The organism is Xenorhabdus sp. NBAII XenSa04 (assembly GCF_963866145.1).
Classification (GTDB): Bacteria; Pseudomonadota; Gammaproteobacteria; order Enterobacterales; family Enterobacteriaceae; genus Xenorhabdus; species Xenorhabdus indica.
Map to the genome: position 1 here is coordinate 1 of NZ_CAWMEB010000448.1, position 21616 is coordinate 21616.

General features: G+C 43.2%; 20 protein-coding genes. 4 read left to right on the top strand and 16 right to left on the bottom strand.

Going from position 1 to position 21616, the window contains the following annotated elements:
• Positions 1-684: 684 nt before the first annotated feature.
• On the bottom strand, positions 685-4599 hold the full coding sequence (purL, locus tag AAC147_RS19395; protein ID WP_047684003.1) for a phosphoribosylformylglycinamidine synthase: 3915 nt from the start codon (positions 4597-4599) through the stop codon (positions 685-687).
• Positions 4600-4865: 266 nt separating this feature from the next.
• On the opposite strand from purL, the gene mltF reads away from it, so the two are divergent.
• Positions 4866-6326, top strand: coding sequence for a membrane-bound lytic murein transglycosylase MltF (gene mltF, locus AAC147_RS19400; protein ID WP_052189675.1), 1461 nt, complete (start codon positions 4866-4868; stop codon positions 6324-6326).
• A 4-nt stretch (positions 6327-6330) separates the two neighbouring features.
• Here the strand turns inward: mltF and tadA are convergent, their stop codons facing one another.
• Both tadA and AAC147_RS19410 read right to left on the bottom strand, forming a co-directional pair.
• On the bottom strand, positions 6331-6840 hold the full coding sequence (gene tadA / locus AAC147_RS19405) for a tRNA adenosine(34) deaminase TadA (protein WP_047684006.1): 510 nt from the start codon (positions 6838-6840) through the stop codon (positions 6331-6333).
• A gap of 60 nt (positions 6841-6900) precedes the next feature.
• The gene (locus AAC147_RS19410; protein WP_047684009.1) at positions 6901-7545 is read right to left on the bottom strand and encodes an HD domain-containing protein; all 645 of its coding nucleotides are present in this window, start codon (positions 7543-7545) and stop codon (positions 6901-6903) included.
• Positions 7546-7735: 190 nt separating this feature from the next.
• Here AAC147_RS19410 and fos point away from each other — a divergent pair, with 190 nt between their 5' ends.
• Positions 7736-8134: a fosfomycin resistance glutathione transferase gene (gene fos / locus AAC147_RS19415; RefSeq protein WP_047684012.1), complete on the top strand. Its 399-nt coding sequence runs from the start codon at positions 7736-7738 to the stop codon at positions 8132-8134.
• A gap of 22 nt (positions 8135-8156) precedes the next feature.
• Here the strand turns inward: fos and AAC147_RS19420 are convergent, their stop codons facing one another.
• Positions 8157-9104 (bottom strand): DNA-3-methyladenine glycosylase family protein, encoded by a 948-nt coding sequence (locus tag AAC147_RS19420; RefSeq protein ID WP_231571518.1) that lies wholly within the window; start codon positions 9102-9104, stop codon positions 8157-8159.
• A 171-nt stretch (positions 9105-9275) separates the two neighbouring features.
• On the opposite strand from AAC147_RS19420, the gene AAC147_RS19425 reads away from it, so the two are divergent.
• On the top strand, positions 9276-9536 hold the full coding sequence (locus AAC147_RS19425; protein WP_047684015.1) for a YfhL family 4Fe-4S dicluster ferredoxin: 261 nt from the start codon (positions 9276-9278) through the stop codon (positions 9534-9536).
• Between the two features lie 88 nt (positions 9537-9624).
• Here AAC147_RS19425 and acpS read toward each other — a convergent pair whose 3' ends face one another.
• The 12 genes from acpS to trmN all read right to left on the bottom strand — a co-directional run bounded on the left by acpS (position 9625) and on the right by trmN (position 20079).
• Positions 9625-10005, bottom strand: coding sequence for a holo-ACP synthase (gene acpS, locus AAC147_RS19430; protein ID WP_047684018.1), 381 nt, complete (start codon positions 10003-10005; stop codon positions 9625-9627).
• Positions 10005-10736 (bottom strand): pyridoxine 5'-phosphate synthase, encoded by a 732-nt coding sequence (gene pdxJ, locus AAC147_RS19435; RefSeq protein WP_047684021.1) that lies wholly within the window; start codon positions 10734-10736, stop codon positions 10005-10007. The genes acpS and pdxJ overlap by 1 nt, the downstream gene beginning before the upstream one ends.
• A gap of 68 nt (positions 10737-10804) precedes the next feature.
• Positions 10805-11536, bottom strand: a complete 732-nt coding sequence (recO, locus tag AAC147_RS19440; RefSeq protein WP_047684024.1) for a DNA repair protein RecO — start codon at positions 11534-11536, stop codon at positions 10805-10807.
• Positions 11537-11545: 9 nt separating this feature from the next.
• Complete coding sequence (gene era, locus AAC147_RS19445; protein WP_047684027.1) at positions 11546-12451, bottom strand: GTPase Era; 906 nt, start codon at positions 12449-12451, stop codon at positions 11546-11548.
• A complete protein-coding gene (gene rnc / locus AAC147_RS19450) occupies positions 12448-13128 on the bottom strand; it encodes a ribonuclease III (RefSeq protein ID WP_047684030.1) in 681 nt (226 codons plus the stop codon). The genes era and rnc overlap by 4 nt, the downstream gene beginning before the upstream one ends.
• A 206-nt stretch (positions 13129-13334) precedes the next feature.
• Positions 13335-14303, bottom strand: coding sequence for a signal peptidase I (gene lepB / locus AAC147_RS19455; protein WP_047684033.1), 969 nt, complete (start codon positions 14301-14303; stop codon positions 13335-13337).
• Between the two features lie 25 nt (positions 14304-14328).
• A complete protein-coding gene (lepA, locus tag AAC147_RS19460) occupies positions 14329-16122 on the bottom strand; it encodes a translation elongation factor 4 (protein ID WP_047684036.1) in 1794 nt (597 codons plus the stop codon).
• A 228-nt stretch (positions 16123-16350) separates the two neighbouring features.
• Positions 16351-16815, bottom strand: a complete 465-nt coding sequence (gene rseC, locus AAC147_RS19465) for a SoxR-reducing system protein RseC (RefSeq protein ID WP_047684038.1) — start codon at positions 16813-16815, stop codon at positions 16351-16353.
• A 3-nt stretch (positions 16816-16818) separates the two neighbouring features.
• Positions 16819-17775 carry a sigma-E factor regulatory protein RseB gene (rseB, locus tag AAC147_RS19470; RefSeq protein WP_047684041.1) on the bottom strand — a complete coding sequence of 319 codons (957 nt, stop codon included), beginning with the start codon at positions 17773-17775 and terminating at the stop codon, positions 16819-16821.
• A gap of 2 nt (positions 17776-17777) precedes the next feature.
• Positions 17778-18431, bottom strand: coding sequence for an anti-sigma-E factor RseA (gene rseA / locus AAC147_RS19475; RefSeq protein WP_047684043.1), 654 nt, complete (start codon positions 18429-18431; stop codon positions 17778-17780).
• A 42-nt stretch (positions 18432-18473) separates the two neighbouring features.
• A complete protein-coding gene (gene rpoE / locus AAC147_RS19480) occupies positions 18474-19049 on the bottom strand; it encodes an RNA polymerase sigma factor RpoE (protein ID WP_047684045.1) in 576 nt (191 codons plus the stop codon).
• Positions 19050-19338: 289 nt separating this feature from the next.
• On the bottom strand, positions 19339-20079 hold the full coding sequence (gene trmN / locus AAC147_RS19485) for a tRNA(1)(Val) (adenine(37)-N(6))-methyltransferase TrmN (RefSeq protein ID WP_047684048.1): 741 nt from the start codon (positions 20077-20079) through the stop codon (positions 19339-19341).
• Between the two features lie 159 nt (positions 20080-20238).
• Between trmN and srmB the strand changes: the two genes are divergently transcribed.
• On the top strand, positions 20239-21579 hold the full coding sequence (srmB, locus tag AAC147_RS19490; RefSeq protein ID WP_047684050.1) for an ATP-dependent RNA helicase SrmB: 1341 nt from the start codon (positions 20239-20241) through the stop codon (positions 21577-21579).
• Positions 21580-21616 lie beyond the last annotated feature (37 nt).

A 21616-nucleotide genomic window follows, 5' to 3' on the forward strand; every position in this document is an offset into this window, starting at 1 on the left:
TTTTTTCTACTACCCCCGCCAGTGAGGATCATTGATAAACAGATAGGTGGTGCCTCACTCCACGTGTCGCCCGTTGCCTGATAAGGCCAGAAAGCGAATATCATTAATTGGACGGTAGGCACCTTACTTTGGCGTCATTCCTGGCTTATGTGGCATATTTCCACCCTACTTTGTGGGCCAACATAAAAAATTGAATGAGCAACTACATACCATTAAGCATATTACGTGCCAATTTTCAAAAGTATAATTTAATTCATTGATTTTAATAAATAAAAATAAAAACCGCTTTAATGTTCACATTTTTTTATGCTTGTTCTTTTATTCACGTCATCTATTTTTGTCGCCAATTGATGACACCAAACCACATAAATATGTTCTATGAATTAAATCAATCAATTAAATGTCTCTTTTTTGAGACACTAAAACATACCATTGTCGCAATTTAGAGACAATCCTTTAAAACAATTAATTTCTTTAACTCATAATTCAAGCATTATTAACCTAAAAAACATTCAAATAACATTACTTTTACCATGATAACCTACTAGAAAAATCAAATATCATAGTAAATTTAATAACATATAAACGCCACATGTAGAGAAAAATATTATCTGTGATAAAGAAACGAAAAATAAAGGCTCTGACAAATATGCAGAGCCTTATGAAAGAAATAGGTACTTAATATTAGCTTAACTGCTTACGTGCATTGCGGAAAATACGCATCCACGGGCCATCTTCTCTCCACTCTTTGGGATGCCAGGAGTTACTGACAGTACGGAATACCCTTTCTGGATGTGGCATCATCACAGTCACGCGACCATCAAGGCTGGTGACAGAAGTGATCCCCTCGGCAGAACCATTGGGGTTTGCAGGGTAATTTTCTGTCGCCTGACCATAGTTATCTACAAATCGCATTGCAACCTGCTGGTGTTTTTTCAATTCAGCCAAATTCTGGTTGTTTCTGAACTCGACCTGACCTTCACCATGAGCAACCGCAATGGGTAAACGAGACCCCGCCATACCCTGCAAGAATAACGAAGGGCTGTCTATAACTTCAACCAGACTGAAACGGGCTTCATAACGTTCTGAGCGGTTACGTACAAAACGCGGCCAATGTTCTGTGCCCGGAATCAGTTCATGCAGATTAGAAATCATCTGGCAACCATTACATACACCAAGAGATAATGTATCCGGTCTTGCAAAGAAGTTCGCAAAATCGTCACGTACCCGTGAATTAAACAGAATGGATTTAGCCCAACCTTCACCTGCACCAAGGACATCTCCATATGAAAAACCGCCACAGGCCACCAATGTCTGGAACTGTTCCAGCGTGATCCGTCCACTCAACAAATCACTCATATGGACATCCACGGCTTCAAAACCTGCACGATGGAATGCCGCCGCCATTTCGACATGAGAGTTAACTCCCTGTTCACGCAATACAGCAACCCGCGGACGTCCTTGTTTCGATATGTAACAAGCCGCAATGTCTTCTGCCGGATCAAAGGTTAATTTCACATTCAGGCCGGGATCATTCACATCCTGTTTTGCCTGATGTTCTTGATCAGCACATTCAGGATTGTCACGCAGACGCTGCATCTGCCAGGTTGTTTCTGCCCACCATAAACGTAATGTACTCCGATTTTGACGATAAACTTCCATATTGTTGCTGAAGATCACAAAGTCATCTCCCGCTTTAGCCTTGCCTAAATAGTGTAAGCATTCACTGAGGCCATAATCAGCTAACAGCGCTTCAATCTGCTGTCTGTCTGTTTCACGAACCTGAATCACTGCGCCTAATTCTTCACTAAACAATGCCCCCAGGATATCTTCATCAAATGCGCTGATATCGGCATGTAAACCACAGTGTCCTGCAAATGCCATCTCTGCCAATGTCACCAGCAAGCCACCATCAGAACGGTCGTGATAAGCCAGCAGTTTTTGTTCTGCAATCAACTGTTGTATCGCCTTGAAGAAATTAGCAAGTTGTTCCGTACTGCGAACATCTGCGGTCTTATCACCAAGCTGGCGATAAACCTGAGCCAATGCCGTTCCTCCCAGTGCATTTTGCCCTTGTCCCAGATCAATCAGCAATAACGCATTATCATCATCGGTAGACAATTCGGGTGTGACAGTACAGCGAACATCCTCCACCCGTGCGAACGCACTGATAACTAATGAAAGCGGAGCTGTCATTTCACGCTCTTCACCATCCTGAATCCAGCAAGTTTTCATCGACATGGAATCTTTGCCGACAGGTATAGTCAAGCCTAACGCAGGACATAACTCCTCACCTATCGCCTTCACCGCCGCATACAATCCGGCATCTTCCCCGGCATGACCGGATGCTGACATCCAGTTCGCTGACAGTTTCACTCGCTTCAAATCCTGTACATAAGCCGATGCAATATTGGTCAACGCTTCCCCGACAGCCATACGTGCTGATGCGGCAAAATCCAGCAGGGCAACAGGAGCACGTTCTCCCATCGACATAGCTTCACCATAATAGCTATCCAGACTGGCTGTTGTGACTGCGCAATCTGCAACAGGGATTTGCCATGGCCCAACCATCTGGTCCCTTGCTACCATGCCGGTTATCGAACGATCGCCGATGGTAATCAAAAATGTTTTCTCTGCCACTGCGGGTAAATGCAAAACACGTTTTACCGCTTCGGCTAAATCAATATTTGCGCGCTCCAGCCCTTTACCCGGTGCTTTTAGTGAATTTACATTTTTCAGCATCTTTGGTGTGTTGCCGAGCAGAACATCCAACGGCATATCAATGGGCTGGTTATCAAAATGATTGTCGTTCAATAGCAGGTGACGTTCTTCTGTCGCTTCACCGATCACTGCATACGGAGCACGCTCACGCCGACAAATATCTTCAAACAGGGTAATCTGTTCCGGTGCGACAGCTAATACGTAACGTTCCTGAGATTCATTACACCACACCTGCAATGGCGTCATACCCGGTTCGTCATTAAGGATATTTCGCAGCTCAAAACGGCCTCCTCGTCCTCCATCACTGACTAATTCAGGCATCGCATTTGATAAGCCGCCCGCCCCAACATCATGGATAAACAAAATAGGGTTCTTAGTACCAAGCTGCCAGCAACTGTCGATGACTTCCTGACAACGACGTTCCATTTCTGCGTTATCGCGTTGTACAGAGGCAAAATCCAGCTCCGCATCAGATTGGCCTGATGTCATTGAAGAAGCGGCTCCACCACCCAGACCAATATTCATACTTGGGCCACCCAGTACAATCAATTTGGCGCCAACAGGGATCTCCCCTTTCTGAATATGTTCTTCACGAATATTTCCGATTCCCCCGGCCAGCATGATTGGTTTATGGTAGCCACGTAATTCTACGCCATTATGGGATTCCACTTTCTCTTCATATGTTCTGAAATACCCCAACAATGCCGGGCGGCCAAATTCATTATTGAATGCCGCTCCGCCCAAAGGACCTTCTAACATGATATCCAGTGCGCTGACAATTCGTTCAGGTTTACCGAATTCTTCTTCCCACGGTTGTTCAAATCCGGGGATTTTCAGATTCGAGACAGAAAAACCAACCAATCCGGCCTTGGGTTTTGCTCCCCGCCCTGTTGCTCCTTCATCACGAATTTCCCCGCCAGATCCTGTTGCCGCTCCCGGCCAGGGAGAAATTGCTGTCGGATGGTTATGGGTTTCGACTTTCATCAAGATATGGGCAGGTTCCTGGTGATAGTCATATACTCCTTTTTCAGGATCAGGGAAAAACCGCCCTACCTGAGAACCTTCCATTACCGCTGCGTTATCTTTATAAGCAGAGAAAACATGCTCCGGTGTCTGTTCAAAGGTATTTTTAATCATTTTAAACAGAGACTTTGGTTGCTCTTGCCCATCGATCACCCAATCCGCATTGAAAATTTTGTGGCGACAATGTTCAGAATTCGCCTGTGCGAACATATAGAGTTCAACATCAGTTGGATTACGCCCTAATTCCTGGAAAGCTTGTAACAGATAATCAATTTCATCTGCCGCCAGCGCTAATCCCAACCCAACATTGGCAGATTCCAATGCAGTCCGCCCTGATTGCAAGATATCAATTTGCTTCAATGGCGCAGGCGGCTGGTGAGAAAACAGGGCTTCAGCCTGTTCAAACTGAGTAAACACACTTTCCATCATGCGATCGTGCAATAATGCAGATAACACCTGCCACTGTTTGTCATCCATTGCCTTTCCGTGGATATTATTCTGGATAACATCAGATTGGATATAGTAAGCAATCCCTCTTTCCAAACGGACGATCTGTTTCAGTCCGCAATTGTGTACTATCTCTGTCGCTTTTGATGACCACGGCGATATTGTCCCTGGCCGGGGAGTGACTAAAAACAGTTGACCTTTAGGTTCATGTTCAGCTAAAGAAGGGCCATATTTTAGTAGCCTGTTTAATTTTTCCTTTTCTTCTACCGTAAGAGGTGAATTTATTTCTGCAAAGTGCACATATTCTGCATAAATTGCGGCCACGGGAAGCTGCTGAGCTTGACACTGGGAAAGGAGCTTAGTAATACGAAACGCTGATAAAGCGGGCGAGCCACGCAGAATTTCCATAGTAATAGGTTCTCTCATCTTAGAAGCAAAGCCTGACTGATGCCTTGGGGGGAAACGCCGACATTATAGAGGAATGTTTTCTCTGACGAAACCGTTTGCGTGAGCATTAATTAACCTAACAACACATTCAATGGATTTTTAAAATTGATTCAATAGGGTTGCAGATCGCAATTTTGTTGCGCAAAATTCCCGATTACTGGAAATTTAACCATGCTATTATCTGACATTTCATACGGAGCCTAACCGTACTGACGAGAGATAACTGTTTGAGCAATATCAAGATAAATTATTTTGTCATCGTCATTATCGCGCTCCTCTCTGCCACAATCATTGGTCTCAACATCAGTTGGCCTAATAAACAGCAGGAGCAGATAAACAGGATCTTGGCACGGGGAGAACTTCGGGTGAGTACCATCAGTTCTCCTCTGATTTCACTTAATGATAAAAATGAACCTGTAGGATTTGATTATGACTTAACCAAACGATTTGCTGACTATCTGGGTGTCAAACTGAGTATTCAGTTTCGTTCTAATATCAGCCAGCTTTTTGATGACTTAGACACTGATAAAGCCGATTTTCTAGCTGCCGGTCTTATCTATAACAGAGAAAGACTCGACCAAACACGAACTGGCCCAGCCTATTATTCAGTATCCCAACAATTGGTTTATCGCAAAGGTACAGTGCGTCCACGTTCTTTTGCTGATTTAAAAGGCTCACTGGCTGTCACCGCTGGTTCTGCCCATGTCAGTGAACTAAAACAGTGGAAAGAAAAATTTTATCCTGATTTAACCTGGGAAGAATCGTCACGTCACAATACCCAACAATTGCTTGAGCAAGTATCCGAAGGAAAAGTTGACTATACGATCAGCGATTCAATCAGCCTTGCTCTGCAACAGCGCATCCATCCCAATCTGGCTATCGCTTTTGATGTCAGTGAAGATAAACCATTGACCTGGTATTTGAAACGTAATGATGACTATAGTCTCTACTCAGCAATGCTGGATTTTTTCAATATGCTGACTGAAAACCATATAACGCCACGGCTGGAAGAAAAATATTTCAGCCATATTGGCTCATTCGATTACTTTGACACTATCTCATTCATTCGTGCAATTAATAACTTATTGCCAACATATCAGCCTATTTTTGCGAAATACGCAGATTCTCTCGACTGGCAATTAGTTGCCGCTATTGCATGGCAAGAATCACATTGGGATCCACAAGCAACTTCTCCCACAGGCGTTCGTGGCATGATGATGCTGACTCGCCCAACAGCAGAATGGGCAGGAGTCAAAGACCGCCTTGATCCAGACGAAAGTGTGAAAGGAGGAATGGCTTATCTGCATTATCTGATGTCTCGTTTGCCAGATACTATTCCCGAAGATGAGAGGATTTGGTTCGCATTAGCCGCTTATAATATGGGATATGGACATATTCTTGATGCCCGGAAATTAACGGCCATGCAAAAAGGCGACCCTGACCGCTGGATGGACGTTAAATCACGCATTCCTCTATTAAGTAAGAAAAAATACTATGCCAATACCACATACGGTTATGCACGCGGTTATGAAGCTTATCGCTACGTCGAAAATATCCGCCGTTATTACCAAAGCTTGGAAGGCTATCTGAGAGCACAAAACAGCCGCAACAAGGCAGGAAAGCCCAATATACCCACTGAAAAAACCACCGTCAGCAACCCTGATGATACAAATGAGAATACTTTATAACTTTTTATGGTGCTTCCTGCTGCTGTTTTTTCAACTTTTTTAATTCCTTATGTTGCTCCCTACGTTGCTTGAAAAATGCACTCAACATAGTGGAGCATTCTTGTCCCAATACTCCGCCAGTAATCTTAATCTGGTGATTCATACCGGGATGACGCAAAATATCAACCAATGACCCTGCCGCACCGGTTTTCATATCACTTGCACCATAAACTAATCGCTGTATCCGGCTGTGGATCATTGCTCCCGCACACATAACGCACGGTTCCAAAGTAACATATAGTGTTGTGTTCAACAGACGGTAATTTTTTAACTGAGCCCCTCCACGCCGTAAAGCAATAATTTCTGCGTGAGCTGTCGGATCATGATCTGTAATGGGGAGATTATAACCTTCAGCAATAATTTTATTATCCGCCACCAACAACGCACCTACAGGGATTTCACCTTGTGCCTGTGCCTGCATTGCCAAATCCATGGCCCGACACATCCAATATTCATCACTATATATTTCTGCCACTATATGTTCTCTTGCTAATATAAATCCTGTTAATTATACCTATTCATTATTAATGTTGGTTTACTCACCCTGAATTTCGTCAAAAAAATCGTTCAGGAATTGCTCCATGCGCTTTGTTCTTTCATGAGCCAATTGCTTGCCTGTAACCGTCTGAAAACCTGCTTCTATTTTGAATAATTTAGTATAAAAATGATCGACAGCATAAGCGCGATCATCATATTCACGCTGTTTTGCTAAAGGATCATAAGTTTCATATAAACCCGAATGCATACGCCCTGCCGTATAAAAACAGCGAGCAACTCCCATCGTTCCTATGGAATCCAGCCGATCAGCATCCTGTACAATTTGGGCTTCCAGTGTTGTTGGTGTTAATCCGGCAGAGAAGCTATGCGCTTCAATGGCATGGCAGACAGCAGTAATATCTTCTTCGTCCCATCCGAGATCTTTTAATATTAAGGCTGCTTTATCTGCGGCCATACGAGAGGCTAAATGTCGGTTTGGATCGTTTTTCTCTACACTAACGCAATCATGTAATAAAACCGCAGCAAAAACTAACCGCAAATTCCCACATTCTGTTTCACAAATTTTTTTGGCGTTTTTCCAAACCCGATACAAATGAGCAATATCATGGGCACCATCATCACCTTCTATCGCGACAGGTAAAATCCGTTGGGCTAAATCGTCAAACGGTGAAAAAGATAACATGGCTAAAATCTCTGAATAATTGAATGAATGGAAAGATCATTTTAACAAAAAGCGATCAGAACAAAACGGAGTTTGATAATTAAGAGATCTTTTTCTAACATAACTCATCGATTGCATATCCTTACTCTTATCACTATCTCAATTCGTTTGTTTAGAAACGACTGTTTTACGTAAGACGGGCTGAACATCTATGTTAACAGGGCTTAACCATCTGACACTGGCAGTATCAAATCTTGAGCGCAGCCTCGATTTCTACATTAACCTGCTTGGGTTTACCCCACATGTTCGCTGGCAAAATGGTGCTTATCTAAGTCTGGGAGGACTGTGGTTTTGTCTTTCCTGTGGTGAAACAAAACCAGCCCAGGATTATACACATATCGCATTTAATATCGCGGATGAGCATTTTTCTACTTTCAGAGAAAAGCTACTGATTACCGGAATAAAACAATGGAAAGAGAACCGAAGTGAAGGAGAATCGATTTACCTTCTGGACCCTGACGGCCATCAACTTGAAATTCACGTAGGTTCTCTGGCAAGCCGTCTCGAAGCCTTACGACAAAATCCTTACACGGATTTAGAATGGTATTAATACTTTTCCTCAATAACTCAAACTAATATCCACTACTGGATTGCTGTCGCCATAAATGTGCAGCAACAAGCGCTTTCCAAGGCGAAAAATCTGCCAGCCATTTTTCAGCCTGTTCAGCATTGACTTTGCTTTCTTGTTTCAGTAGATGCTGAAGGTTACGCCTTACTGCCACATCTCCATGCAGAGAACCATTTAAATAATTAAAGCCCCTTAACAAGGTATAGTTCACTGTCCAGATACCTATGCCTTTAATAGCCAAAAGATTTTCTATGAGTGATTTAACCTCACCCTCAGTGTTAATGGACAAATTCAACTCACCCGAGTCAATCATCCGGCAGACATTCAACAGAGCCTTAGCCTTACTCATAGAAAAACCACACTGACATAGATCCTGCTCTCTGTACTGTATGACTTCCTGATAAGTCGGATGACACATCAATCCTGAAGTATGTTTAACACCAATAGCCTGAATAAATCGTCTGCGAATGGAGATCGCAGCACTGACGCTGATTTGCTGCCCCATAATCGCCCAGCTCAGTGCTTCAAAAGGTGTTGCCGACTGGTAAATTCGCAGACCTGCTTGTCGGGAAATTAATCCTCCAATAACAGGATCTTTTTGGTATTGGGATTCAAATATCTCTACGGGCTGTAATAACCCAAGCATATGTGAGGCCAGAAGAGATAAAGAATTTTTTGAATGAAGTGTACGGTCACCGTCAATATCAAGCTGCACTTTTGCCAGTTTTTTCTCCATTGATACAGTCAATAATGCAGGAATTCCGTGCCAAATGATGCCCTTTTTAACCTGACTCTGCTGTACAATTTCAGAAACACCTTTCTCATCCCGATGGTGAAAAGCCAAAAAATCTCGTGTGTGATAATTATCTGGTAATATAATTTCCGTGAAATAGCTTGGTCTCATTACAGAAAACTCCGGCATATCATTACTCTGATATGTTGGTTTACACATGACTATTTTCCTGATACCAAAAACAGGCACGTATTGTGGTTTTATATTAAGGAACGTCATTTTTTAATATAAAATATACTGTATAAAAATACAAAATCCTGGCAAATGTAACGAATACAGAAATGATTTAATATATTGATTTTTTGGTTATTATTTTCATGAGAGATTAAAATGGCATTACTAATTACCAAGCGCTGCATCAATTGTGATATGTGTGAACCTGAATGCCCAAATCAGGCTATCACTATGGGAGTTGAGATTTATGAGATTGATCCAAAACGCTGTACCGAATGCGTAGGGCATTACGAAAAACCAACCTGCCAGTCTGTCTGTCCGATAACAAATACCATTATTATCGATACAAATCATAAAGAAACAGAAGAACAGCTATGGGATAAATTTGTACTCTTACACCATGCAGATAAAATCTGATAACAATTTTTAGCGATCACAAAGAAACGAGACTTCTCTCTTTATATCCCCCCCGCCCGTGCTGGACGAGGGTTTACCGCATTTTTCGCTAGCTTTCCAATATCACTGTCGCACAAGCATAACGCCGTTCATCTGCCAATGTGACATGCATGGATTTTACATTCAGTTTGTCAGCCAGAACTTCTGCTTCACCATGAAGTTTTAATGTTGGTTTTCCTAAAACATCATTAACCACTTCAAACTGATTAAAAGCCAGACCATTACGGATACCTGTTCCAAGCGCTTTAGCTGCGGCTTCTTTGACAGCAAAGCGTTTTGCCAGAAAACGCATCGGCTGATTATGCTGCTGGTATTGTTGCCACTCGTTTCCACTCAAGATTCGTTTTGCCAGGCGTTCACCAGAACGCCCAACAATTTCCTCAATACGGGAAATTTCAACAATATCTGTGCCTAATCCGACAATAGCCATTAACGACGAGATTCACGCAACAATGTTTTCATATCAGCAACCGCCGCAGACAAGCCGCTGAATACAGCACGACCAATGATGGCATGACCAATATTCAGTTCATGGATCTCCGGTAATGCCGCGATGCGTTGTGTATTGTGGTACGTTAATCCATGGCCTGCATTAACTTTAATACCTTTACTTGTCGCATAAGTCGCTGCTTCTTTAATGCGCTGGAACTCTTTCTCCTGCTGCACATCATTTTCTGCATCTGCGTATGCACCTGTATGAATCTCAATGAATGGTGCTCCAACTTCTACGACAGCATCAATTTGTTGATGATCCGCATCAATGAACAAGGACACCAGAATACCCGCTTCTGATAAGCGCTTAACAGCAGCAGCAATATGTGCTTTCTGCCCAAATACATCCAGCCCACCTTCTGTGGTGACTTCCTCACGCTTTTCAGGAACTAAGCAACAAAAAGCAGGTTTGATTTGGCAGGCTATTTCTACCATCTCATCTGTAACCGCCATTTCGAGGTTCATGCGTGTTTGAATAGTTTTTGCTAATAACTGAACATCTCGGTCTGTAATGTGGCGGCGATCTTCACGTAAGTGAACTGTTATCCCATCTGCGCCTGCTTGTTCAGCAACAAATGCAGCTTGCACAGGATCAGGATATTGCGTTCCACGCGCATTTCGCACTGTTGCAATATGGTCAATGTTGATGCCTAACAATACCTCAGCCATTTTTAGCTCCTGCAATAGTATTAGATAAATTGAAATTTACATTTTCCATGATTTAGAGTGATACCATATTAATTTTTCTGATTAGAGATATCTGTCTTTTTTCGCACGAATTGGCGAAATAATTCACGGCTTTTTAATGGCTTACCACCCAGGTAAGGCTTTAATGCAATACGAGTAAAACGTTTGGCCGCTTTCAGAGTAGTTGGATCAGGGAATTCACGTGCTGCCAGCGCTTTTAGCTCATTGCCAGTAAAGCTGTAATGGTCAACAACCAGACTGGCAATAAACCCTTTTTCTTCACGATAACGGTAATTCATTGTATCTGTGACAGGCTCACCACTACCGGCACAATGAAGGTAGTCTACGCCGTATCCCATATGAGTTAGCACAGATAATTCAAAGCGACGTAAGGCATATTCGGGGGTATGTTCACTTGCAGCAAGGATTTGTAAACATTGGAGGTAATCGAAAAAAATAGCCGGATATGCAGTGCCTTGCTCAAGAACTCTTGATAAGAGTTCATTCACATACAAACCACTGTACAACACACTACCTGTTAAAGGCAGAGCCAGAGAGATAGGTTCAGCCTCCCTCAATGTTTTGATTTCACCCCGCCCACTCCAGCGGATCAGCAACGGGGTGAAAGGCTGAAGACAACCTTTAAGGTTAGAACGGCGACTACGTGCACCTTTTGCTAAAACACGTACCCGCCCTTCATTTTCAGTAAAAAAATCCAGCAATAAACTGGTTTCACTGTAAGGGCGCCCATGAAGCACAAAGGCTCTCTGCCAGCCGTCCACAAATTAACCTTATAAATCGTCAATATAACCAAGGCTGCGCAGAGCTCGCTCATCATCAGCCCAGCCAGCTTTCACTTTAACCCATAGTTCCAGATGAACTTTAACTTCGAACAGTTTTTCCATGTCCTGACGAGCTTCTGTTCCAATGGTTTTGATTTTGCTGCCTTTGTTACCAATAACCATTTTCTTCTGGCCCTCACGCTCTACCAGAATCAGACCATGAATAGTATAACCACCACGTTCATTAACAGCGAATTGTTCAATTTCGACCGTTACCGAATAAGGCAGTTCATCACCCAGAAAACGCATCAGTTTTTCACGAATAATTTCAGATGCCATGAAACGCTGTGAACGATCAGTAATGTAATCTTCCGGGAAATGATGCTCTGCTTCTGGAATATGCTCACGCACAACCTTAGCAATCGTATCAATGTTCATGTTTTTCTCTGCACTGATCGGTACAACATCAATGAAATTCATCTTTTTGCTGAGAAAACCAATATGTGGCAGAAGAATAGTTTTATCGGTAACATTATCGACTTTATTGATAGCCAACATGACCGGACAACGCAAGTTACGCAGCTTATTTACAACCATTTCGTCATCTGGTGTCCAGTGAGTACCTTCCACAACAAAAATGACCAGTTCCACATCTCCGATTGAACTACTCGCCGCACGATTCATCAGGCGGTTAATCGCTCGCTTTTCTTCAATATGGAGACCTGGTGTATCTACATAAATCGTCTGATAAGCACCTTCCGTATGGATGCCCATGATACGATGTCGTGTCGTTTGGGGTTTACGGGAAGTGATTGATACTTTTTGGCCCAGTAACTGATTCAATAAAGTCGATTTACCGACGTTGGGCCGTCCGACTATTGCAACGAATCCGCAATAGTTTTTTTCTTTGCTCATTCAAGCTCCAGTTGTTTTAATGCTTGTTCTGCAGCCGCCTGCTCTGCCTTGCGACGGCTAGAACCGACTCCTCTGACAGGTTGTTCAAATCCACTGACCTGACAGTGAATTGTAAATTCCTGATCGTGTGCTTCCCCACGAACCTGAACAACCAGATATGATGGCAACGGCAGATGGCGCCCTTGCAGATATTCTTGTAAACGTGTTTTGGGATCTTTTTGTTTATCGCCCGGACTAATTTCATTCAAGCGAGCTTCATACCAATTTAAAACAATCTTTTCGACTGTCTGAATATTGCTATCCAAAAAAATGGCACCAATTAAGGCTTCGATACTATCAGCTAAAATGGATTCACGACGGTGGCCGCCACTTTTTAATTCGCCCGGCCCCAAGCGTAAACATTCTCCCAATTCAAATTCTCTGGCAAGCTCTGCTAACGTATTGCCCCGCACCAATGTAGCACGCATACGGCTCATATCCCCTTCATCAACACGGGGAAAACGGAGATAAAGCGCATTAGCAATGACAAAGCTCAGAATTGAGTCACCAAGAAATTCCAGACGTTCATTGTGCTTACTGCTGGCGCTGCGGTGAGTTAACGCCTGAAGCAATAAATCATTCTGTGTAAAGGTATATCCCAGCTTGTGCTGTAACCTGTTCATTATTATGGGGTTCATGTGCTACCAATTCAGTTAGAATCCGTCAAATAAAAGCACACGCAACAGACCTGTGAGGCTATTTGATTACAGTCAGATAGGCCCTACAAAACTGTTGCGTTTGCACTGGTTCCCTAAGACATTCATCATCTTAGAAAACCAGTCATCTCGTTTGAGAGAATATTCTACACTGGGCGATAAATTAATGCTTCGCTAATATATAAATATTAGTGAATTCCACCAATTCGGCTCAGACGTACGCCTGTCGGCCACTCACCTTCCTGTTTTTCAAAGCTGATCCAGATAGCTGTTGCACGTCCTACCAGATTTTTCTCCGGTACGAATCCCCAAACACGGCTATCAGAGCTATTATCACGATTATCACCCATCATGAAATATTCACCTTCAGGCACAACCCAAGTTCCTAACGGCAAACCAAGCTGAGTGAACTCTGGTATATTCAAGCGTGGAAGTGTCAGGATATGATGGGAAACTTTGTCCAAAGTTTCTACTCGCTCTCCTTGACGAATACTATATGGCCCTAATGCATCCATAAGAGGAACTTGATGCACTTCTCTGGCGATCGTTCCGTCTTTTTTAACTTGATCTGTGATAGTCCACTCACTTGGGTACATAGTCTTATAAGTGATAGGAAAAATGCCTTTGCAAACTGGATTTCGACCACAACCCGGATAAACATGAAGTTCTTTGTTCATGTAATCATAAACAATTTTGTCTCCGGGTAAACCAATTACCCGTTTTACAAAATCTATACTTGGGTTAAGTGGGTATTTAAAAACTGCAACATCCCCACGTTTAGGCTCACCGGTTTTAAGCAAAGTTGTCTGAGTGATCGGGTCTTTCAAACCATACGCAAACTTTTCCACTAAAATGAAATCCCCGGTCAATAAGGTAGGCATCATTGAACCAGAAGGGATCTGGAAAGGTTCATACACAAAAGAACGCAAGATCCAAACAATGGCTAACACCGGAAAAACAGATGCAAATGTCTCAACCCATGTAGGCTTATTTATTTCTTTAATCGCAGCTTCCTGAGATTCCTTACCTGCTGCCTGTTCCTGAACTTGAGCAAGTTTTCTCTTACGCTCAGGGGCAAATTTGAAACGATCTATACACCAGATGATACCAGTGATTAACGTTGCTAACGTTAAGATCAAGGCAAAAGTGTTAGCCATTTAGACTCCTTACGACCTTGTTAATTTAATCTTTTCCAACATGCAGAATCGCTAAGAAGGCTTCTTGCGGCAGCTCAACGTTACCGACCTGCTTCATGCGTTTTTTACCTTCTTTCTGCTTCTGCAATAACTTTTTCTTACGGCTAACGTCACCGCCATAACATTTCGCCAGTACGTTTTTACGCAACTGTTTAACGGTAGAACGTGCGATGATATGAGTCCCGATAGCCGCCTGAATCGCAATATCAAATTGTTGGCGTGGGATCAGCTCTTTCATTTTTTCCACCAGCTCACGACCACGGTATTGCGAATTATCACGATGGGTGATCAATGCCAGTGCATCAACTCGTTCGCCGTTAATCAAGACATCCACACGTACCATGTCCGAATGCTGGAAGCGGACAAAGTTATAGTCCAGTGATGCATAACCGCGAGACGTAGATTTCAGACGGTCAAAGAAATCCAGCACCACTTCTGCCATTGGTATTTGGTATGTCAGCGCAACCTGATTACCGTGATAAACCATATTAGTCTGAACACCACGTTTTTCTACACAGAGTGTAATGACATTACCGAGATATTCCTGCGGCAACAGCATGTGACATTCTGCAATAGGTTCACGCAGCTCTTTAATATTGTTTAATGGCGGCAACTTGGATGGACTATCCACATAAATGATGTCACCCGTGGTTGTCTCAACTTCATAAACAACGGTTGGTGCTGTGGTGATCAAGTCAAGGTTATATTCACGTTCTAAACGCTCCTGAATGATCTCCATATGCAGTAAGCCCAGGAAACCACAACGGAAACCAAAACCCAATGCTGTGGAACTTTCTGGCTCATAGAACAAGGACGCATCGTTCAGACTCAATTTCCCCAAAGCATCACGGAATGCTTCATAGTCATCAGAACTGATTGGAAATAAGCCTGCATAAACCTGAGGTTTCACTTTTTTGAAGCCCGGCAGAGGCTTATCTGCTGGCTGACGTGCTGTTGTCAAAGTATCGCCGACCGGCGCACCAAGGATATCTTTAATCGCACAAACCAACCAACCTACTTCACCACAGTGCAGTACCTCACGGTCAACACGTTTCGGTGTAAAGATCCCCAAACGGTCAGCGTTATATACCTGACCAGTACTCATTACCTTGATTTTGTCGCCTTTACGCAAAGTACCGTTCTTAATACGAACAAGTGAAACAACGCCGAGGTAATTATCAAACCATGAATCAATAATCAAAGCTTGTAGTGGCGCTTCAGGATCACCTTCTGGTGGTGGGATCTCTTTAACCAGACGTTCAATAACATCCTGTACACCCAGTCCGGTTTTTGCAGAACAACGAACAGCATCTGTTGCATCAATACCAACGATGTCTTCAATTTCTTCTGCAACGCGTTCTGGCTCTGCGGCGGGCAGGTCAATTTTGTTCAGAACCGGGACAACTTCCAGATCCATTTCAATGGCCGTATAGCAGTTAGCCAGTGTTTGAGCTTCAACCCCTTGCCCTGCATCAACAACTAACAATGCGCCTTCACAAGCAGCCAAAGAGCGGGAAACTTCGTAAGAGAAATCAACATGTCCCGGAGTGTCGATAAAGTTTAATTGATAAACATTTCCGTCAGTTGCCTTGTAATCAAGGGTGACGCTTTGCGCTTTGATAGTGATACCACGCTCACGTTCAAGATCCATTGAATCCAATACTTGTGCTGCCATTTCTCGGTCTGACAGCCCCCCACAGATTTGAATAATCCGGTCAGATAGCGTGGACTTCCCGTGGTCGATGTGGGCGATAATGGAGAAATTTCTTATTTGCTTCATTATTAAATCTTTTTTGCCTTAATATTTCTGGATCATTCGCCTATGGACACACAGATGGACATAAAGCGACATTTATAGGTTCGGCCACTGGCCTGAGGAGCCGTATTCTACATGCCAAACCTGTGAAAACCTAGTCATGCCTGTGGTTTTCAATCTAACCCATTCAGTATGACCAGAAAGTAAAAACATTCCTGAAAAAAATCGTGAAAATAAGTATGGTAAAGCAGATTATTCCTGATGCAGGACCTCAATCGTATCGGGAGGTAAACCAATTTGTAATACAACCGGTTGGTATGCTTGTTGACTATCCCAGTATGCAGCGATCTTACGGGCAAGAGCAAAACCGGCAATACCACCGATGATTCCTCCCATACATACCCATAACTGGTCAGTAGTCCAATATTGGCAAAACAGACCGCCTAAAAACAGACCTAATAACGGGGTTAGATAAACCAGCATGGCTGAACGTAACAAGCTACTTTCAGGAATGCCGACTTCTACTTTTTGCCCTGGTTGAAGCGGTTGCGCAATTTCCAGTTCCAATTGATGGAGACTCTCTGGCCCTAATTTTTCTAACAAGTAAGATCCACAAGCCGTTTTAGCCTGACAACTACCACAACCTGAAGATGAGCCATAACGTAATAATGCTCGCCCCTGTTGCCAACGAACAACAGTTGCCCATTCTTTAACCATCAGTTATTCCCCCACAAACGTAACACTGGTGGCAATCTGTTTAATTGTTGCAAGGGGTAATTCGCCGATCACAGCGATGCTGTTTTTCCCTTTGGACACAGTATAAACTGTTCGCCTGCCTTGTCGATACAGCGGTTCATCGGCTACCTTTGCACTCGTATTTACTACATTTACAGAAAAATTAAACAACCCATCACTATACATAATGGATTCGAATAACTCTGTCTTTGATAGCCAATTCCTGTTACGGGAAACCTCCTTAAAGCCTTCCGGTAATTTGCCAACCTTCCAATCAAACTTCGCTGTCCCTTCGGACTCTGGAGTGACCAACATCGGCGGTAATTTCAAATCAACAATGGCTCTCAATTCCTGCTTTATCTCGTCATTCACTCTTGACGAAACAACCCGGAATTGTTCAACAACCATCATTTCTTCCTGATCAAATAGCTCAATAAACAAAGGAAGATAACTTTTTTTATCTATCAATAAATTATAATTATAACGGTCGTTATCTTTGGATATTATACGTACAAAGTGTACAGGGTGGTCACCAACGTGAGTAGAACCCACATCAATGAAGTTATAATATTTCTGTAATCGAGAAAAATCAGCAAAGATAATCGGTGGAAAATAATCCACAATATGGTTGCCACGTAAACTGAATGAATCCAGGCCCGATTCGTAATAACTGATCTGATTACCGCGCTGAACAATTTCACGGCGAGTGCTGTCCATCTGAATAATTTGCGCTATGGGTTGATTGTCAATGATGGCATGACGATACCGCAGCGGTATCAAAAATTGCTGGCTCAAATTAATAAAAGCAAGTTCATAAGAGAAAGTTTGTACAGAATACCGCATATCCTGTAACAAAGCCCCGGCACTGCTTTGTTGGGCCGAGGCTTTCAAGGGACTCAGCAAGCTCCCGAATAATAAAATGAAAAAACCGATATATGTCATTTTTATTGCTTATTCTGAGCTTGCTGTTTTTGTTCTCCGGACTGTGTATTCCCAACTTCCGATAACGCTTGCTGCCTTTCTGCATTGATACGCCGGGAAAGCTCATATTGCTGCAACATCGCGTCAATGCGTTTATTGCTTTCCCGTATCTGCATACTCAAGTCACCACCAAAAGCGTCATTCTCGCCAGGAACAGATAAACCAACAGGCGAAGCAGAACCCATTACCGGCAATGTATTAAAGACTGGGTTATCAGATTGAATATCAGTTTCAGCCCCACTACCACTGCTATTGTATTGCTGAACACCAATAATCACGGCCAGAGATACACAAGCTGCTATACCCACTTGTGTCATCTGACTGACCCAAGGTTGAAGCTTATGCCAGAACGGCATTTGCTGCCATGTTTCAGGTTTTGGCTGAGATTCCGGAACAACGGCAGGGTTGATATGGACGGGTTCTTTTTCAAGCGCCTGCGCCACTTGACTGGCGATATCCAAATGCAATACCTCACCGACATCACCACGTAATGTATCACGGATGAGGTGATATCTTTCCCACTGCTTCTGCATTAAAGCATCTTCAGAGATCAAACGAACAATTTCACTATCAAGAGCTTCTCCATCCATTAATGCGGAAAGTTTCTCTCTTTGCATGCCAAGTACCTTCAATATTGTTTTGTTCCACTACTGTTTCCACTACTGTTGGATCAGGGGTTGAACTTTATTATCAATGGCTTCTCTTGCCCGAAATATTCGTGAACGAACAGTGCCCACAGGACAATCCATAATGACGGCTATTTCTTCATAGCTCAGCCCATCCAACTCCCGAAGTGTAATTGCTATCCGCAAATCCTCCGGAAGCGATTCAATGGTACGGAATACCACTTCCTTTAATTCTTCTGACAACATTAAATTCTCAGGGTTCGAAATTTCTTTTAAAGAACTTGACGTATCATAATTTTCTGCATCATTAGCATCCAAATCATTGGATGGTGGACGACGCCCCTGAGCAACTAAATAATTTTTCGCAGTATTAACGGCAATACGGTACAACCACGTGTAAAAGGCACTATCACCACGAAAAGAAGACAGTGCCCGATAAGTTTTAATAAATACCTCTTGAGCGACATCAGGAACATCGCCCTGAGGTACGTAACGGGCAATTAAGCTCGCTACTTTGTGCTGGTATCTGACTACCAACAAATTAAATGCTTTTTGGTCGCCTTTCTGTACCCGCTCGACCAGCATTTGATCCGTTAACTGCTCGCTCATCCGAGACTCACTCTCCTGAGGTAAAACTCCACATTTATACTTAATTACACCAGTTATGATATCTTGCTACCCGAACAAGCATCACTTTTGAGTGTCAATTACGCGTGAAGTTCAACTTTGATTGTAATTTTATCTTACAACCACCTGTTATTTTGTATCGCATTCTTAATTTATAGTACAAATCATAGCCTCTATTCAGAGGAACATTTGATTTCAATTGACGAAAAACAGAAAGATTTATCCTACTATTTCACAAAGAAATTGAATTGTCTTATTAACGATAACCCTATTAATAATAAAGATAAAAATCTTTCACCATGTATTGGAATTCGTTTGAATATGTACCATCAACTGCGCGGATAGTCAGTTCACTGATTTGAGTCTTTTTCTCTTGGCGGGCAAGTCCCAACAATAAACGATGTAACGGTTTATCCACCCTATCACGAATATTGACCCGATAATGGGTGAACCAACCACATTCTGTGGCCATTTTTTCAAAGATTTCGCCAATCTGATATGGAAGCACAACACAAAAAAGCCCTTCAGGGGTAATCATATGCTCAACGCAGTCCAATAGCCCCTGATGAGTCAATGACTTCGTATAACGTGCCTGATTACGTGCTTCATCGCGGCAATCAATCGCAGGTTCGAAATAGGGAGGGTTGCTCACAATCAGATCATACCGACTACCATTTTGCCGGGCAAATTCGTAAATATCCTGCTGATACACGGTAATGCGGGAAGTCCACGGAGATCGCTGAACATTTTCAGTCGCCTGCATTGCTGCATCTGCATCCAGCTCTACTGCATCAATCACCGTATCACCGCCACTCCTTTGCGCTACCATCAATGCGATCAAACCACTACCACACCCAATATCCAGACAATACATTCTGTTACCTACAGGGGCCCATGCTCCCAATAACACACCATCCGTACCAACTTTCATTGCACACTTATCATGCCCAACGAAGAATTGTTTAAATGTGAAACCCCCACGACGAAAAGCAGGTTTATCTATTAACACCATGAACTATATCTGTTGAAATCAAACATTCGTCATAGCATAAAGCTTATAACTCGTGGATAAAAGCCACTTACATACCGGATACTTTATTACTGACGTATGTTATAGGGTGAAGAATGCGCCTAACCTGTTTATAATCGGCGCCCCAAACAGAGGTATATGATGACTGCGACAAACTTTTCCGAATTCGAACTTGATGAATGCCTGCTTAATGCGTTGAACGACAAAGGCTATGAACGTCCGACAACAATTCAGGCAGCGGCCATTCCTGCGGCCATGGATGGGCGTGATGTACTCGGTTCTGCGCCGACAGGGACAGGCAAAACAGCGGCCTACCTGCTGCCAGCTCTACAACATTTACTGGACTTTCCACGTAAAAAGTCAGGGCCACCACGTATTCTGATCCTAACACCAACCCGTGAATTAGCCATGCAGGTTGCAGAACAGGCTAAGGAGCTGGCTGCCCACACTAATCTGGATGTTGCCACTATTACTGGTGGTGTTGCTTATATGAACCATGCAGAAGTGTTCAGTGAGAACCAGGACATTGTTGTCGCGACCACCGGACGCCTGCTGCAATATATCAAAGAAGAGAACTTTGACTGCCGAGCGGTAGAAACCCTAATTCTTGATGAAGCGGATCGTATGCTGGATATGGGGTTTTCCAATGATGTTGAGACCATTGCCGGAGAAACGCGCTGGCGCAAACAAACACTGTTATTCTCCGCCACACTTGAAGGTGAAGCTATTCGTGATTTTGCGAAACGCCTGCTGACAGATCCTGTAGAAATTGATGCAGAACCTTCACGTCGTGAACGCAAGAAAATCCAGCAATTCTATTATCGTGCTGATAATCTGGAACATAAAATAGCCTTACTATGCCATCTCTTGAAACAATCTGATGTTACAAAGTCAATTGTCTTTGTACGCAAACGGGAGCGTGTTCGCGAATTAGTGGATTGGCTGCATCAGGCAAGTATTCAATCCTGCTTCCTTGAAGGTGAAATGGTACAGGCCAAACGAACCGAAGCGGTAAAACGTCTGAATGATGGCAGAGTCAAGGTGTTGGTTGCAACTGACGTTGCTTCCCGTGGATTGGATATTGAAAATATCAGTCACGTTTTTAATTTTGATTTGCCGCGCACTGCTGATGTTTACCTGCACCGGATTGGCCGTACAGCTCGCGCAGGCCGCAAAGGAACCGCAATTGCGCTGGTTGAGTCTCATGATCATCTATTGCTTGGAAAAATCAGTCGCTATCTCAATGAACCTCTGAAAATGCGGGTTGTAGATGAACTGCGTCCGCAAACCAAAGCACCGAGCGAAAAGAAAAGCTATAAACCATCCAAAAAAGTGCTGGAAAAACGTAAGGAAAAGAAAAAGGCAGAAGAAGTGAAGAAAAAACGGGTGAAAGTGCGCCATCGTGATAGTAAAAACATCGGAAAACGCCGTTCTCCTTCCGGTAACCCCAAACCAGAATCGACAGAATCTACTCAAGATTAAATGTTTTCACGATTGACAATGGATATGGGATAAGCGG